The sequence below is a fragment of the Scytonema hankhaensis NUACC26 genome (assembly GCF_045865695.1).
In the GTDB taxonomy this organism is placed as follows: domain Bacteria; phylum Cyanobacteriota; class Cyanobacteriia; order Cyanobacteriales; family Nostocaceae; genus Scytonema.
In genome coordinates this window covers 1-17,087 of record NZ_BAACAP010000249.1, presented here as the reverse complement: position 1 = coordinate 17,087, position 17,087 = coordinate 1, and the positions used below count along the sequence as shown (strand labels likewise).

Annotated in this window: 10 protein-coding genes and 1 pseudogene; 5 read left to right on the top strand and 6 right to left on the bottom strand. The window is 41.0% G+C overall.

All coding sequences use genetic code 11. The features are described 5' to 3' along the window. Nucleotides 1-34: 34 nt before the first annotated feature. The 4 genes from ACKTT2_RS46055 to ACKTT2_RS46040 all read left to right on the top strand — a co-directional run bounded on the left by ACKTT2_RS46055 (nucleotide 35) and on the right by ACKTT2_RS46040 (nucleotide 1,236). A complete protein-coding gene (locus tag ACKTT2_RS46055) occupies nucleotides 35-244 on the top strand; it encodes a hypothetical protein (RefSeq protein ID WP_407899368.1) in 210 nt (69 codons plus the stop codon). Beyond that, complete coding sequence (locus tag ACKTT2_RS46050) at nucleotides 241-510, top strand: type II toxin-antitoxin system RelE family toxin (protein ID WP_407899365.1); 270 nt, start codon at nucleotides 241-243, stop codon at nucleotides 508-510. Before ACKTT2_RS46055 ends, ACKTT2_RS46050 begins: the two co-directional genes overlap by 4 nt. Nucleotides 511-622: 112 nt before the next feature. Further along, nucleotides 623-859, top strand: a complete 237-nt coding sequence (locus ACKTT2_RS46045) for a hypothetical protein (protein WP_407899363.1) — start codon at nucleotides 623-625, stop codon at nucleotides 857-859. After that, nucleotides 859-1,236 (top strand): type II toxin-antitoxin system VapC family toxin, encoded by a 378-nt coding sequence (locus ACKTT2_RS46040; protein WP_407899361.1) that lies wholly within the window; start codon nucleotides 859-861, stop codon nucleotides 1,234-1,236. The genes ACKTT2_RS46045 and ACKTT2_RS46040 overlap by 1 nt, the downstream gene beginning before the upstream one ends. Nucleotides 1,237-1,301: 65 nt before the next feature. Here the strand turns inward: ACKTT2_RS46040 and ACKTT2_RS46035 are convergent, their stop codons facing one another. The 3 genes from ACKTT2_RS46035 to ACKTT2_RS46025 all read right to left on the bottom strand — a co-directional run bounded on the left by ACKTT2_RS46035 (nucleotide 1,302) and on the right by ACKTT2_RS46025 (nucleotide 11,134). Next, nucleotides 1,302-1,541, bottom strand: coding sequence for a hypothetical protein (locus ACKTT2_RS46035; RefSeq protein ID WP_407899359.1), 240 nt, complete (start codon nucleotides 1,539-1,541; stop codon nucleotides 1,302-1,304). Nucleotides 1,542-1,696: 155 nt separating this feature from the next. Further along, nucleotides 1,697-10,801, bottom strand: a complete 9,105-nt coding sequence (locus ACKTT2_RS46030; protein ID WP_407899357.1) for a putative Ig domain-containing protein — start codon at nucleotides 10,799-10,801, stop codon at nucleotides 1,697-1,699. A 108-nt stretch (nucleotides 10,802-10,909) separates the two neighbouring features. Beyond that, on the bottom strand, nucleotides 10,910-11,134 hold the full coding sequence (locus ACKTT2_RS46025; protein ID WP_407899355.1) for a hypothetical protein: 225 nt from the start codon (nucleotides 11,132-11,134) through the stop codon (nucleotides 10,910-10,912). Nucleotides 11,135-11,898: 764 nt separating this feature from the next. On the opposite strand from ACKTT2_RS46025, the gene ACKTT2_RS46020 reads away from it, so the two are divergent. Next, nucleotides 11,899-13,728, top strand: a complete 1,830-nt coding sequence (locus ACKTT2_RS46020) for a polysaccharide deacetylase family protein (protein ID WP_407899353.1) — start codon at nucleotides 11,899-11,901, stop codon at nucleotides 13,726-13,728. Nucleotides 13,729-13,817: 89 nt separating this feature from the next. Here the strand turns inward: ACKTT2_RS46020 and ACKTT2_RS46015 are convergent, their stop codons facing one another. The 3 genes and pseudogenes from ACKTT2_RS46015 to ACKTT2_RS46005 form a co-directional block, all read right to left on the bottom strand. Continuing rightward, nucleotides 13,818-15,710, bottom strand: a complete 1,893-nt coding sequence (locus ACKTT2_RS46015) for a thioesterase domain-containing protein (RefSeq protein ID WP_407899351.1) — start codon at nucleotides 15,708-15,710, stop codon at nucleotides 13,818-13,820. Nucleotides 15,711-15,721: 11 nt separating this feature from the next. Beyond that, nucleotides 15,722-16,663, bottom strand: a complete 942-nt coding sequence (locus ACKTT2_RS46010; protein WP_407899349.1) for a condensation domain-containing protein — start codon at nucleotides 16,661-16,663, stop codon at nucleotides 15,722-15,724. A gap of 248 nt (nucleotides 16,664-16,911) precedes the next feature. Then, a pseudogene (locus ACKTT2_RS46005) lies at nucleotides 16,912-17,087 on the bottom strand (fructose-1,6-bisphosphate aldolase); the annotation flags it as partial.

Genomic DNA, 17,087 nt, shown 5'->3' with positions numbered 1-17,087 from the left:
TTACCATCAAACCAACACCAATTCTATAAAATATATGATTGATATTAACCTAGATGAAAATAAACTCAAAGAAATCTTCAAAATGGCGATCGTTGAATTAATGCAAGAACAAAAAGAAGTATTTTCTGATTTGTTTGCAGAAATTATTGAAGATATAGCTCTCGAAAAAGCGATTCAAGAGGGTGAAAAAACAGAAAAAATTAGCCGAGAAGCAATTATGAAAATTTTAGATAAGAAAGCATGAACGTAGAGTTTAGAAAAAGTTTTGAAAAAGATTTAAGCAAGATTCAAGATGATGCATTACTACAAAAAATTAAAGCTGTAATTGAAGAAGTAGAAAAGGTAGAAAATATCCGTGAAGTCGGCAATATCAAAAAGTTGAGATATGATGCTGCTGACTATTATCGTATTAGAGTAGGAGATTATAGGATAGGTATTACCATTTCTAATGGAGTGGTTGTTTTTGTGAGAGTCTTGCAAAGAAAAGATATATACAGGTATTTCCCATAAAAGCGTCCGTTCCTTGAGAGAGGTCTATTGTGGATTTTAACTTTTGAATTGATAATTGTTAATACTTATAATTATTGATTATTATAGTCTGTTAGCAAAAGTTGAGGAAAAAATGGCGAAGCAGGTTACTCTTGAGGAGGTTTTAGAATTGGCAAAACAACTTTCTCCTCTAGATAAGCTACGTTTGATTGAGCGGGTTACTCCTCAAATTAAGAGAGAGTTAACTATTGCTCAAGCTAAACCACGTAAATCTTTACGAGGATTATGGAGAGGTATTGATATTACAGACGAAGATATTGTTGAAGTGAGACAGCAGATGTGGGGTAATTTTCCGCGTGAGGATATTTAATGATTGATGCTGTAACCGACACTCATGCTCTGATTTGGTATCTAGAAGATAGCCCACGCTTGAGTATTGCGGCAAATCAGGCTTTTGAACAGTGCGATCGCGGTGAGATTAGCATTTACATTCCCACTATTTGTTTAGTTGAAATGGTTTACCTGCAAGAGAAGGGACGTATTTCACAAAACTTAAAGGCTCAACTAGATGTTGAATTAAGCTCTGGAACTACTAGCTTGATACTTGCTAATCTGACAGAAGAAGTAGCTGAAGCTTTGGCAAAGATACCACGAACTGCTGTACCCGATCTTCCTGACAGAATCATTGCTGCAACATCTCTACATTTAAATTTCCCATTAATTAGTCGAGATACAGAATGCCGCTAGCAGGCTTATCTCTAATTTGGTAATTAAGCTTGACAATCATTGTTATATCAACGATTAATTAGTAATTACGTGGGTGGGTAAACTTGGTTAAGTACCTCCTCCCAGAGTTCTCGCGGGACAAGCCGGACAACTTTCTTTAAGCCATAGCATTTAACTAAAGCGATGAGCATTAGGTAGCCGTCAGTCGGATAACCTTGGTGAAGTTCTAGAGGACGTGGGAAAAAGTTAATGTATTCATCAAAGGTTAGGGGATTAGGATTGATTGCAATTTGGGATTTAATTGAGCGTACTTGTTCTGGATTCATACAATAATAGTATTTGAATTATCCTACAATCTTATCCCATAGAATGCTTTTGGTTCTACCAGCAAGTTATTTATTCATTGGCAGCGATCGCTTACCACTTTGACTGACAAGACGAGATTGACTATTGTATGGCAGAAGGATTTTTACTGAGTTTATCATCTGATATTCACTTGAGAGCGAATGTAGTCTAATCCTACTTCGTATCCCCGTTTAAAGCCTCCTTGACCTAGGCTTTCAATTGTAGGAGTGTTACCAGTCACATAGATGGCTCTCTTAGCAGCATCATTTAAATCCGGTAGAACTTTGAACTCTACACCGCTAATGTAAGAGCTTAAAAAGTTATTACTTGGAAATACTGCTCGACCTCTAGTGAGATTTGTGGCAATATCTTCTACTTTCTTTCGTGTATTGTCTAAAGCAGTGCTAAAGTCACTTTCTGTTAAACTTCCGTTATTATTAGAAGCAATTCCCAGAACCTCTCCAATAAAAATTAGATTTGTGACACCGAAACCTTGCAAACCTCCTATTACAGCACCAGACACTGCAAGTTCATTAACTTTGAGTTCACCCTTAATTGGCACTCCTGCAACCTTACCTAATCTTACTGAGTATTCGAGGGCTGCAATTAACCCACTTGGGTCAATAGCATTCACTGGATTATTACTCACATAGCGATATAAATTAGAATCTTCGCCACCAAATCCTATTGGGTCTTGACTAATAAACCGCCCTAAGTTCGCATCATAATACCGAGCGCGGTTGTAGTACAACCCAGTCTCACTATCAAACTCCCTTCCAGTAAATGCAAATCTATCTCCTGCACTAGAATTTGTCTGAGACAGAATTTTTCCAAAACTATCGTAATCTATACTGTTAACTAAGTTACCCACAGAATTAGCAATATCTCGTATACTCCTTAAGCGATCGCTTAAGTACCAAGCAGTTCCCTCACCCGGACGGTAACGAGCAACTAATTCATCAACGTTCGCACCTTGCAGATAGTGATTGATTACTTGTCCTGCTTGATTTAATTCTGCCCACAATTCATCACCATCGTTGACAAAATATGTGGTTTCTCCGTTTACTGTCTTAGAAATACGACGGTCAAAGGCATCATATTTAAATTCCACAGACTGAGTTGTATTTCCACTTGCTTCTTTATCTGTAACTCCCACTAGTCGAGCGCGAAAATCGTAGGTATAGCTTGTCACATTACCTGTACTACGGTTGGTCTTAGTGGCTAGATTACCTTCCCTATCGTAACTGTAATTAAAATTACCATTGGATAAGATTTGGTTATTTGCTCCCACTATTAAGCCACTACCTGTACGGTTTCCGTTAGCATCGTAAGTGTAGTTTTCGTCTGGAAGTACGGATCTGTCAGCATTAACAAGCTGGTTAGCCCCATCGTAAGTGTAATTTGTAGTTTGTGCTTTATATGTTTCGCTGCTGAGGATACTTGCCAAATTGTAGTTGTAATCGTAGTTTGCTAGGGTAGAACCTGCACCATTGAAGTGGGTTAAACTAGTTAACCGTTGCAATTCATCGTAGCTGAAAGTGCTACTTCCTACGAGCTGCGTACCAGCTAAGTCTGAGAACCGTCTTGTTTGAGTGCGATCGCCTCTACTGTCATAAGAGTATTCGACTCGTGCTGGGTCAATACCTGTTCCTTGCCAAGTTTGACTGGTTAGTAAATTACGTACATCGTAAGTCGAGTTAACGCGAACGCCTAAATTATCGCTTACGGATGTTCTATTACCAGTTCCATCGTAGGTATAATTCAGATTTACAGGTACTAGTCCCGTTATACCTGTACTGTTCACTTGGGTAACTCTATCTCGACTGTCATAAACAAAATTATATGTACTATCAACGTCAGTAGACTTAATCAAATTACCTACAGCATCGTAAGTGAAGTTAATTGTACGCTCTGGGGTGTTGTTATTCAGCCAGTTTTCTTGAATTAGACGATTAACTCCATCGTAAGTAAAGGTACGCTGACGATTATTGCGGTCTGTGAGCTGAACTAAATTATTTACTCCATCGTAACCATAGGTGGCGACATTACCCAATGGGTCAGTTTTACGAATCTGTCGTCCCACAGCATCATAACCAAAGCCTGTTAGATTACCTAATGGGTCAATAACCGCCGTTTGGTTTCCAGCCAAGTCATACTCAAAAGAAGTTTTTTGGTTTTGGGAATTGGCAATACTCGCAATCAAACCATCAGGTCGATAAGTTGTAGTGGTTGTGCGTCCTAATGGATCGATTTCACTGATGCGTCTACCAAGTGCATCATAGCCAAACTCAGTCACAGCGTTAAATGGGTCTATCTGACGAGTTAAACGACCTGCGTTATCATACTCAAACCGCACTGTATTACCTAACTGGTCAGTAATGCTGCTGATAAGCTGAGCATCGTAGGTGTATTTTGTTTCGTTTCCTAAAGCATCACGCTGAGCGACCAATCGCCCAACAGAATCGGTAATGTAATCTGTGGCGTTACCATTTTCATCAACTAAGCGAGTAATTTGCCCAAATTGATTGTATTCAATTCGCTGGCTACTCCCATCTGGGAAAGTTACCTGAGTTGGTTTACCCAAAGTTGTACCTTCATAACCAAAAGTTATAGTGTTGCTATTGGCATCAGTAAAGGTACTAACTCTACCTAGATTATCGTAAGTGAAGCGATCGCGTTGACCTGTAGCATCAATTAACTCAACCAAATTACCATTGGTATTATAAACAAATCGAGTTGTGCGTCCCAACGAGTCGATTTCCGATGTAACGTTGTTGAACTGGTCGTAAGTAAAGGTACGAGTATTACCCAACCCATCAGTAATATTAGTAACGTTACCCCTTGCATCAAATATCCTGGTTGTGGTAGATCCTCTAGGATCGGTAACACTAATTGGGTTATTGTTTGTGTCGTAGCTAGTTCTAGTAATTGCACCCAACGGGTTGATAACAGAGGTAATGTTACCGCGACTGTCACGTACAGTTGTTGTAGTGTTACCTAGAGCGTCGAGTTGCGTGACAGTAGAACCACCAGCACTAACGTTGTAATCGTTTGAGATAGTATTGCCTAAAGCATCTTTAGTGGCTTTTACCCGTCCCTTTTCATCATATTCTGTACGGATAACAGCTTGACCGCGTGGGTCAATAATTTGCTCTAGATAATTGCGATTATTCAAATAAGTATGACGGGAAACGAGTCCCGCTTGGTCAGTCACACCAACTAAATTCCCCTTAGCATCGTAATTGTAAAGAATTGCCTTACCTGTGGGGTCACTGATTTGGGTAATGCGTCCTTGGGTATCCCGGAGAAATTCGACAGAAGCACCTGTGGAACTGAAGATGCCATTATCGTTGAAGGTTAAGGTATTGTTGTTACGGTCTTTGATTTCTTGCAGACCATCAAACTGGTCATACTCGTAAGTCGTCCCATCTTTGGTAGTAAGTTTATACTCTGAAGGGTTGTAAGCAAAGGGGATAAAGAACAGCGCAAAAGTTCCATCCGAGCGCTGTGACAAATTAATATCATCAACTTCAAGTTTGTCGTAAACTCCTGGGTCAGCAATAAACCGGGGTTTCCAAATTGTACCTAACAAACTGACACCACTTATAAATGGGTCAAAGGTGAAACCAACACGACGACCTTCGGGATTTGTTAAATAAACTTTTGTTCCAGCAGTGAAGGGATTCGATCCAAATATTGATGGTACGCCCTGTTTTTCAGCTTCCGTTAACGGTACTGATTCCTGAATTTTGGCATCTTTGACTCCCAAACTCCAACCAAAACCGAAGTCACCGGATTGATTGGCTTGCAGTGTATCGTAAATGCGGTTTATTTGAATGGGGATACCAGCCAGAGGAATGGATAAATCGGTTAATTCTAATCGGAAATTACCAAGTTTATTGTCACCAGAGACACCAAGAAGAACTCCCTGTGAGTTGATATTACCACTGAAATCTTGAGCAATAACCCGCACTACGTAATTACCATTGAGCAGCAAGGTGGGGTCAAATTCACCAAGTACGGCGTTGTTAACACTAGTCTTCCCTTGAGCAAAGGTCACAAAATCCGGGTCTGGAGCAGCTAAATTATTGATATCAACTTGGTCTAAAGCTGCATACTCAACTCGATAAAATTCCAGATTGTCATCGGTGACAGTTCCGACAACATCAGTTAGGTTAGTAACTGTTTTACTTGTTTGTGGACTAATAATTTGGATTTGTGGTGCGGTGGTGTCGCTAGGGTCAAGTACACGTAGAGAAACAGCTTTTTGAACTATATTACCCGCAGTATCAGTTGCAGTTGCGACGACTTGGAACACACCCGCTTGATTCAACTGTACTGTAGCGGAACCCGTGTTATCAAGAGTTACGGGGTTTCCATCAACGGTGAGAGCGATCTTGTCAACACCAGCGTTATCTGTAGCAGCTACAGTGAAGGTAACATTTTCACCGATTTGAACAACGTTACTGGTAAAGCCTAAATTTACAACTGGAACTTGTCTGTCTATTCCATCACCAACGTTGATTTGGAAAGATTGTTGAGCAGAACCACCTTTACCATCTTGTACCCGCAAGACAACATTATAATTACCGATTTGGTCAGCAGCTGGTTGCCAAATTAACGCACCTCTCTCTGAGTCTATAGCCATACCTGTTGGCTTCTCTACCAACTCGTAAGTTAAGACATCTCCGTCAGGATCTGTAGCTGTAGCGTCGTAGCGGAATAATTTTCCTGTTTGAGCTTCTGTAGGTGGTGCTGTAATAAAGTTCGGTACTTGGTTAGGCTTGGTAACATTTTGTTGATTACCAAAGTTTCGATTTTCTACGATTTCTCCTGCACCTAAGTTAACCGTATAAAAACCAGGTGCAGGTCCAATGCTATCAGGCAAAACTTCAACACTGACTAAATCAAAACCGGGAGAAGTGCCAAGGTTATCAACCCCAACAACTCTGACAGCCCGCACTGGATCTGTAAATCCAATAGATGCTAAGTCAAGCCCTTGTACCCCAAGCTGATTGACACGACCAAGAAAATTAAAGTCTGTACCATTGCTGCTGACAAAAACATCTGCACTTTCACCTGCAGAATCTTGTGGGTCAAAACTGCGAATGAAAATATCATTACCAGGTCCATCAATTACAGTCTCATCGGTAAATCCGACAGTGACATAAGACCCCTGCGGTAGCGCTAACCAGTTTACTTGTGGATTGCTACCAACTACAGGGCTTGGACCTGGTGCTCCTAAAACAACATTTGGATTGACCGTTTCTACAGTATATAAGGGTGACAAGCGATTTTGGAAACTAGGAATTCCACCATTAGAACCATAAGGTTCTTGTAAACCATCTGGTGCATTACCAGCAGCAAAGTATTCTAAGACAACATCGGCGTAGCCATCTCCTCTTGTACCTCCTTGACCACCTGGAAATGTTTGTGTATAACCATTTGGTACAACCTGGCGTACTGTGTAAGTGTTGGGAAGTAATCCGGTAAATCGATATTGACCTGTCGTGTCGCTAGTTACCTGTGTCGGCTCATCTGCATCAAACGCTGCATTATTGTTCAAATCTAGGTAGACCCGTACACCTCCTAAGCCCGGTTCTACAACGTTCTGACCACCACCCAAATCGTTGAAAGTACTCAGTAATTCATCGGTATTCTTGAAGATCTTGGCATTGGAATCGATGGTAATTAAATCATCATCAAGTCTATCCCTATCATTTAACGCAGCACCTTCACCGACACCAAAAGCATATAATTTAACTCCCAAGGCTTTAAGGTTGTTAACTTCATCCGTTATACTTCCGGCATTACTCACACCATCAGATAAAAAGACAAGAGTACCATTTCCTGGGGTTGTACCTATAGTTTTAAAGACGTTTTCAGCCTCTTTTAATGCGGATTCAAAATTGGTAGCAGAACGTGTCGAAAGTGACCGCAAGACTTGTTCAACATCTAAAACTCCGTTGTTGTCCCTATCCGCAGTAGGATTCGTGACTAACTGCTTCCCACTAACATTTGGAATCATATCTCTAGAAGATGCACTACCTGCAAAATCAATCACTGAAACCCTTGCAGTTTGACCCAACCCTTGCTGAATTAACTGTTGATTGAGAGCAATAAAACCAGCAATTTCCGCATCTAATATAGTATTAGCTTGTCTATCTAGATTCAGGTCACCAACTGGCGAACCTACAAATGGGTCGTCCGCACTAAAGGAAACATCTATTACAAATACAACATCTGGATTCGCACCTTGAGCAAAGCTAGTATCTCTAATTCCATTACCATTTAGGTCATCCCAAACAACTCCTCGGATTTCTCCAGGGGGTGTATTTGATAGTGCTAGGGTAAATCCTTGAGTATCGAAACCACCTTTACCATCTTCTACTTGGACGTTGATATTGTAATTTCCAGCTGTTTGAGTGGAAGTATTCCAGGAAATAAGACCCGTATTTTGGTCAATGGTCATTCCCTGGGGTGCAGTCAACAGGGAGTATTTGAGGACATCGTTATCCGGGTCAATAGCATCTACATCATAGGTATACTGTGCCGTAGCTGCTACTGTAGTGACAGGGTTACTCGTAATGACAGGTCTGAAATTATCAGATGATGATGACTGACTTGATGAACCTTGAGTCAATATTGTAAAGACTTGCTCAACCTCACCACCTCGGTCATCTTTCACCAAAAGTTTCACTTGTTGAGCGCCAACTTGGTTTGCTTGCGGTGTCCACTGAATCAAACCATCAGGGGAAACGCTCATTCCCTGTGGCGCTTGGTTTAACTGGAAGTCTAATCCGTCTAGATCGGGGTTATCAGCAATAATTTGATAAGTATAGTTTTGTCCGACTGTTGCATTCTCGGTAGGGTTAGATGTGATACTGGGTAAGCGATTTGGGTCGAGAACATTTAATGTAAACTCTTGAATATCTTGACCGCCTTTACCATCCTCAACTTTGGCTTTAAAAACATATTCCCCAGTCGTAGGTGGAGTCCATGTTAACTTACCAGTTGTGCTATCTATAGTTGCTCCAGTCGGTGCGGATAATAAACTATAGGTGAGAGTATCTCCATCTGCGTCAGTCGCTTGTACTTGGTAGAAATAATTTTGAGCATTGCCAAAGTTTATTTCCTCTACGCGATCGCTGTTATTTAATGTCAGATTATATGTAGCAGATGTTGGTATTGAACTCCAGCCATCTTTGGAGACTTGTCTAACTTCATAAGTTCCTGCTTGGAGATTAGTAAATCTATATAAACCCTGTTCTGTCACGGGATTAATGCGACCATTCCCATCTAAATCTACACTGCGAGCGATCTGCGTCGCCACAATTTCACCTGTGGCTGGGTTAACTAACTCAACCGCAAAACCATCTAAACCAGCTTCTTGAGAACGCAGACCATTCCTGTCAAAATCTAAAAAGGCTTGTCCTTCTATTTCCGACAAGCCTGCTTGAGTTGTTCCTAACGGAATTCCCTTGAGTTGTAGGTCGCTGTTGCGAAGAACGGTGTAATCAGTCTCTGGTTGACTGGTAATTTCGGGTGAGCGATTTTGAACCCCACCTCCAGTAGCTACTATGACATTAAACTGACTTGTGGTAATATTCCCAGCTATATCTGTACTAGTTATAACTAACGTGCGATCGCCATTTTGAATACCAGTAAAATCAATGGTTTGGTCAAATACTCCCGCAGCATTAAATGCTAGAGGAATTTCCGATGAATTATCAAATTTATAGCTGAGCGAAGCAATTCCTGAACCTGTTCCGTCAATTGTACCTGTCAGTCTAGCGCCACTTTGCAAAGGAGCAGTATCAATTGGGCTTGCTGGGTTGAGCAGTGGATTAACAGTATCGATTAAGACAGGTAGTGGTGAAGAGACGGGGCTAACGTTACCTACTGTATCAGTGGCGACTGCTGTTAAATTTTGAGTACCATTATTTAACTCTCCTGTAGTAATCTCCCAATTACCTGTGGTATCCGCTGTCGTTTGTCCCAGAAGTACAGAGCCATTATACAGTTGTACCACTGCTCCAACTTCTGTATTACCTATAATCGTGGGAGTACTGTCACGGGTAATGTTGTCACTGTTACTAACACCACTATCACTTTCAAGAGCTAAATCCAAAGTAGGTGCCAGAATTGTACCAACAGGAGTGCCAAATTCATAGCGAAAAACTAAGTCATCGAAATCTTTATCGCCGCCACCTGTTAAATCTTCCCAACCCAATTGATTAAGTGGAAGTTCAACGATATGGTCAAATTCATCTGGGTTTACGCTTGGGAATAAGAAAAAGGCTAAAGGACCTTTACCAATTTCATTTTGGGGATTCTGATTCAAGAACTTCTCTGTTGTCGCATTCTGAATTAAGTAAAAACCGAAAAATACTTGAGATGGAAGTTCTAAATTCTTAACAGCACCTTCAGTTTGACCGCTATTAAATACAATCTGACGAGATGCACTATTTAATGCAGCTTGTGCATAACCCGGATCTGTAGGTAAAAGATTGCCAATTTTTCCTGTAGCATCATCAACAATAAATAACCCTAGTTCATTATTGAAAGCAGCTTCGCGATCGGTCCAAGTAAACTTTGTTGCTACTTTTTGCCCGATTTGTCCTGGAACACTTAAAGCTTGTCTCGATTTACCAATTGTAAATACAACATCATTAAAATCGCGATCGCCTCCTCCTGTCAAATCTTCCCAGTTCAACTGCACCAAAGCATTGGTAGGAATTTGAGTTGAAACATGGTCGAATTTGTCTGGATTGGTATTTTCAATCGAGAAAAAAGCTAACGGTTCTTTTCCTAATTGATTTTGCTGATTAGAATTCAGCCAAGTGTCAGTTGTCTTATCTTGAATGATATAAAAAGCGAGGCGATCTCCTCCTCGAAAAGTTAATTCACGTTTCGTCCCAACCCCTTGACCGCTAGAGAAAATAATTTGTCTAGTAGAACTATTGATAGCAGATCGAGCATATCCTGCTTCTCCTGGCGTAACACCATCAACTCTTCCCAATTCATCCACAATGAAAACACCAACTTCATTATTAAAAGCGGCTTCGCGCTCTGTCCATTTAAAATGAAGTGTAATGGGTTCTCCAATTCTTCCTGGTACAACTACTGTATCCTCAAGCAATTGCTCAATTTCTGGAGTAGATGCTGTCTGAGAAAAAAAGAGATTTTTGTTAATTGTCTCACTTTCTTGGGAAGAAGATGAAGCGGGAAAAGCTATCAAAATATTATCAGAAGAGGCTAAATTTGTGCTTTCTAATTTTCCAACAAGTAATCCATCTTGACGGTAATCAGCAATTGAAGAATTAGACTGTTCCCCTTGATATTGAACCTAAGGTAGTCGTAAGGATTGAATTAAATTAACACTTGTATTTCCCTCTACTTGCCCTCCTATATTTTGACTGTAATCTGGTAGTAGAGAAACGCTCATTCCTACTGCTTCTCTCTTTCCAATCTTGTCTCGATCGCTGAGATTAAGCGGCTGTTCGTCAAATACGGCGATCGCATTACCATCTGTATTAAAATTTTTATTTAGACTATTTTCAAAGCTGTTCATAGTTATAAGACTTTAATTACACTATAGATAGTAAAGACTAGCAACATACCCTTGTGAGAACGAGACATCTAGCTCTCAAAGAGTCATACCTATAGGACATCAATACATTAATTAATTTCAAAAACCTCAAGATTGAAATATTATCAATTTCCGAGACGGCAGCCTAGTAACTAGCTATGTATGGTTTGCTAATACTAACTACACCCTGTGTAGACTTTGTACTGTTTTAGTTATGACATTTCTTCTACGTATGTCTAATGATTTACGAAAACAGATTTTTTGTCTAGTGTTTGTACTGTTAAAAAGCTCAAACATTACTAAAACTTTATATATAATTCTTTTATGTTGAAATTTCAGTAAATATAACTAGAAATAAAGAATATTAGGCTCTTATCTCAATACCACTCAAGTTTTGCTCAAAAAACGAAATTATGTAGTATGCACTACAAAATAAAACCAAAAGGAACATTTTTCCTATCCCATCCAGTCAACTGAGGGATAGCCAACCATAGCTCGTTCTCATCGCGTAAAGTACATATTTATCCGCGTGCATCTGCTACAGGGTGCGGTTCCTTAATTCAAAAACCGCTATAAGCCTCACAGACTGCATCCCTTTTGTAACACTTAACCAAGCCCTATTTTATACTTAATCATTTTTTAAGGTTTTATACTTTATTTTGAGAAAAAAAAGCCATAATGTGTAGGCGTTGCTGTAAGTCGCATTCAAACCACGGCGAGCAAGCAGAATTGTTTTCCTTAAAATTATGAAGCTCGAAACAAATACTTATATTTTAAAGCACCTATTTTTTAATCTTCGCCCACAGAATCTACTTTATACCCTCATCTGTGGACTGTTTGCTGTTTCCACCTTTTTTCCAGAACCAGCAGTTGCCCGCAGTCGTATTAAAAGAGCCATCGAACCTCAAAATAATACTGAGATTAGTGAAAGTTGCAGTAACACTGAGACAGGAATCAGCAATCAATTCTCTCTTGTCGCTAGTAACTTTGCTCTTATGTCTACTGTAGTCAGCCAACCTAAAATAGGGCTGACATCTCTCATTGAGTCTTTAGGTCCATACGTTTTTGCCTTCCTAAATCGAGGCGATGGCATTAGCATTAACGAGCAGGCAAAGTTAGCTAAAGTTCCCATCTTAATGTATCACGATATACTTCCAAAAAAAGAAGTCTTTTTTGATGTGACTCCAGAAGAATTGGAAGCCCATTTCGAGTTACTAAAAGAGAATGGCATGACCCCCATTACTCTGGACCAGTTAGCAGTTCACTTGCAAACAGGAGTTCCTCTCCCGGAAAAACCTGTGCTCCTAACATTTGATGATGGTTACGGGGGACATTACGAATACGTTTATCCTTTACTCAAAAAGTATGGCTATCCTGCTGTTTTCTCCATTTACACCAAAGGAGTTGGCAATAATGTCGGTCGAACTCACGTCAGTTGGGAACAACTCAAAGAAATGGCAGCCGATCCTTTGGTAACAATTGCTTCTCATAGCGTTAGCCATCCACGTGACTTAACAGTTCTACCACCAGAAGAAATCAAAAAAGAAGTCGTAGAATCCAAAGCTATTCTTGAGTCTAATTTGGCTATCCCCATTCGTTACTTTACTTATCCTGAAGGAAAATATGATGCCCAAGTTGCAAATGCAGTACATGAGGCAGGATATCAGCTAGCACTGACTATGAGTAATACTGACGAGAAATACGCTGGCGCATCAGAAAGTTTGTTGGCAGTTTCTCGCTTTGGTCAATCTAGAATTAAAGAAGTAATAACCGAAGCTTGGGGTGGTCCCAAATTGCCCAGTTGGAAAATCGGTTTTGACTTCACCAGCCCCATACAAAAAAATGATGTCAATATTGACAAAATTCCCTTAGTCTTAGTTTCTGGCGGTAAACCAATCACCATTCATGCAGATAGTCGCTATCAAGTAGCAGAAATTTTAAATAAGAGTGGTACTAATGCTGTTGCTGCTATAGATGGGGGCTTCTTTTCTTTAAAATTCTTAAACTCTAATGTCATGATTGGACCAGTCTACAGCCAGAGTACAAAACAATTTATTCCTGGCAGTGCTTGGGATATTCAAAAAATAGGCGGACGCCCTTTAGTCCTAATTAGTCCTCATGCAGTGCGTTACATTCCTTTTGATTCAACAAAGCACAATACTTTGGAAGGGATAAAGGCTGAAATGCCGGATGTGACTGATGCTTTTGTAGCAGCAGCGTGGTTGGTCAAAGATGGTCAGCCTCAAGAAGCAAGTACCTTCAATGGTTTGTATGGTTTTGACATACCTCGACATCGAGCTTTCTGGGGCATTAACCAAAACAAACAACCTACTATTGGCGTTTCTTTGGAGTCTGTAGACTCTGTATCTTTGGGCATTGCACTTGTTAAAGCAGGGTTGCAAGATGCTGTCATGGTTGATTCCGGTCAAAGCGCTGCTTTGGTTTACCAAGGGGAGTCTCTAGTCCGTTACGAACCGCGCCCCGTACCTCATGCAGTTGCACTTTTACCATCCGCATCAGTAAATAATAACCCTTGTGTTCTCGTACAAAATAAAACAAAAAACCGGGGAACTTAATAGTTGTAGGGCAGGCATCTTGTCTGCTCAAATAGAACAATTCGTGTTGCCCGTTCTACGTAGCGAAGGTGACCTCCTATGAAATGGTATTATAGCGTTCTATCAGCCTTCTCCAAGCAATCCTTTAATTTCTCTGCCACTACCCGTACATGAGGTTCCTTGAGCAAGGTAAAGTGAGAGCCGGGAATGTGATGCAGATCTATTGCGCTAGTAATTAGATTGCCCCAACCTAATAGCGGATCGGTTTGAAAACCAACAAATGCCTCTTGTGCATCTCGAGAGCGATCGTCAGTTCGTAAGAGGGTGATTCGACCTGGATAAGGTTGGAAAGTATAGGTTTCCCAAGCCTGCTTATTAACGATAAGGATGTCGTTTTCAGTCTCAGTTAATGGTTGGGTTCTTCCCAAAAAACTAGTGTATTTCTCTGTAATATAGGACTTGCCCCACTTGCTCCAACTCGCAAGTTTTTTACTGAGGTAGTCGGGTCCAAATTGGCAAAAATTATTTATATGTATAAAAATCCGTTTTTGGAACGGCAATCGCTTTGTATAACCTCGAACACTACTATCCAAAATTGCGATCGAACCCACTTGCTGACCTTGTCTGCGAAGTTGTTGAGCCATTTCATACGCAATAACACCCCCCAAGGAAAACCCACCAAGAAAATAAGGACCATTCGGTTGAATCGTCTGAATTTCTTTGATGTAAAGCTCTGCCATGTCTTCAATCCGGGTTAAGGGAGGCTGTGTTCCATCAACTCCAAGTGATTGTAGCCCGTAAAATGGTCGATCGGCTCCAAGATGCATTGCCAAATCGCGGTAACACAAAACATCTCCACCAGCTGGATGAACGCAAAACAAAGGTGGCTTAGAACCATGAGGTTGAATGGGTACAAGGCACAACCAACTGTCTTGTCTCTCTTCGTGCAATTCTGCTAAAACCTGGTTCTCAGTCATTTTATCCTGTATAGAAAGCATTTGGGCAACAGCTTCCACTGTACCGGAAGTGAAAAGGGTAGCAAGCGGCAATTTTTTGCCGAATTTCTGCTCAATTTGTGCGAATAACTTCAAGGCAAGCAAGGAATGCCCCCCGATATCAAAGAAGTTATCCCTGACGCTAATGGGCTTGACAGTTAAAATCTCTTCCCAAATTCCTGTTAGCTGGCGTTCTAACTCATTACGAGGAGCGACAAAAGTGGCTTCCAACTCTTGTCTTACTTCCTGGGGTGCTGGTAAAGCTAGACGATCGACTTTACCATTGTTCGTCAAAGGCAACGCCTCAAGCATGACAAACGCTGCGGGAATCATATGGTTAGACAACTTTTGCTTCAAGAAGTGACGCAAGTCACTGACTGTAGTCGCTTGGTTTTGATTTGGAACAACGTAGGCTACTAAACGTTTGTCGCTTTGAGTATCTTGACGAACAATGACTGTAGCAGATTGTATGGCAGAATGTTGGCTGAGTACTGCTTCTATTTCTTCCAACTCTATACGGAAACCCCTGATTTTGACTTGACGATCGATACGTCCAACAAACTCAATGTTCCCATCTGGGAAATAGCGCACTAAATCCCCGGTTTTATACAGTCGCGCTTGGTCTTCACGACTAAAAGGATTGGGAATGAATCTTTGCGCCGTCAATTCTGGACGCTTGAGGTATCCTTTAGCTAAACCAGGACCTCCAATATACAATTCACCTATGACGCCAATGGGTACGGGTTGGAGATAGCGGTCAAGAATGTAAGTTTGCGTGTTGGCAATGGGGCGACCAATCGGGATTGTTGCTCCTTCCGGGACGCTTTGAATTAAGTACCAAGTCGAAAAGGTTGTACACTCTGTCGGTCCATAAACATGAAGCAGTCGTTGGGGTGAACCGTTTTTCAAAATCGCTTTGACGCTGCTAGGATCGACCGCTTCGCCACCAAACAAAAGATAACGTATGTTTTTGAAAGCATCAGGGACAACACTTGCTAACTGATTCAATAAGGCTGTTGTCAGAAAAAATGCTCCTGTAAAGCCGCATCTACCGGATAATTCTCAAACACCACAATACTTTCAAACAACGGTAGCCCTCGCGGCACGTCACTCATCCGTTGAATCTCTACCAGTGGAGTGTACTCGTAGGTACTAATTTCAACTTGTTGCTTGTGTATTTCCTTGAGCCAATGTAGAACCGTGTCTTCATCTTTGACTCCTACCCGCATCGGTAGAGTATTGATAAATAGCCCAACTATCGACTCCACACCTTTGATGGCGGCTATACGACCTGAGACAGTCACGCCGAACACCACGTCGGTTTCGCCACTGTATCGCAAAAGCAGTAAAGCCCAAGCTGCTTGCACTAAGGTGTTCAACGTCAGTTGATGCATTCGTGCGAACGATACTAGCGAGGAAGTGACTGTTGGGGTTAGCGTCAGAATCTGCTCGCTGTAGCTACTTGAGCTTTGTTTTCCAGACAAACTATGATGTGGTTTATCGACTACTAGGGGCGTCGGTGCTGTTACACCGTGAAGTGTTTGCCGCCAAAATTGTTCGGCAGTTTCCAACTTCTGCTTCTGTAACCAGACAATGTACTCCCGGTAAGAACGGCTTGGTGGCAGTTGTAATTCTTTCCCCACAGTCAATGCTTCGTAATAGCTCAGCACTTCGGTGAAGACCAACGGTAGCGACCACCCATCTAGAAGTATATGGTGATAACTCCAGACAAATTGGTAGACATCAGAAGACGTTTGAATGAGAGTCAGACGCATCAGTGGTGCTTTAGACAGTTGAAAGCCACGTTGGCGATCGCACTCAAGAAAGGTTTGTAGTTGCTGTTGCTGCTCCTGTGGAGATAGCTCGATCCAAGAATAAATCTCCAATGGTAGTTTAACTTGCCGATATACGACCTGTAGCGGCATATCTTCTGTCAAGTTGTACGAACCAATGTGAGCCATACTCGCTGCTCTATTGTAAGTACAAGCACAAACACTTTATTTTATACGAAGCTGTTTTTTTAAAATATATCAATTATTACACGTTCTAACTAGGTTAAACACAAAAGATATTAAGATTGGATGAACTAAATAAAACAAAAAACCGGGGAACTTAAGCGCTACCCGGTTGAGTCTCATTAATACTAGAATCCTCAGTGATGTAGGGACACAAGCAAAGTATGTGTCCCTTTTTCCCTTTATGTCTTTAATTAGACAACGGCAGCTTTCTTTGTAACGGCGTTGAGTTCACCCTTAGCATATTTAGCAGCAAAATCTTCAAGAGAAATTTGCTTAATCTTGCTAGCGTTACCAGCAGTACCAAATTGCTGATAGCGATCGCTACAAACCTTCTGCATATATTTAATAGAAGGCTTGAGGAAGTGAC

Coding starts and splice junctions, on each gene's coding strand:
- ACKTT2_RS46055 (WP_407899368.1), top strand. CDS start 35: ATGATTGATATTAACCTAGATGAAAATAAACTCAAAGAAATCTTCAAA.
- ACKTT2_RS46050 (WP_407899365.1), top strand. CDS start 241: ATGAACGTAGAGTTTAGAAAAAGTTTTGAAAAAGATTTAAGCAAGATT.
- ACKTT2_RS46045 (WP_407899363.1), top strand. CDS start 623: ATGGCGAAGCAGGTTACTCTTGAGGAGGTTTTAGAATTGGCAAAACAA.
- ACKTT2_RS46040 (WP_407899361.1), top strand. CDS start 859: ATGATTGATGCTGTAACCGACACTCATGCTCTGATTTGGTATCTAGAA.
- ACKTT2_RS46035 (WP_407899359.1), bottom strand. CDS start 1,541: ATGAATCCAGAACAAGTACGCTCAATTAAATCCCAAATTGCAATCAAT.
- ACKTT2_RS46025 (WP_407899355.1), bottom strand. CDS start 11,134: ATGAACAGCTTTGAAAATAGTCTAAATAAAAATTTTAATACAGATGGT.
- ACKTT2_RS46020 (WP_407899353.1), top strand. CDS start 11,899: ATGAAGCTCGAAACAAATACTTATATTTTAAAGCACCTATTTTTTAAT.
- ACKTT2_RS46010 (WP_407899349.1), bottom strand. CDS start 16,663: ATGGCTCACATTGGTTCGTACAACTTGACAGAAGATATGCCGCTACAG.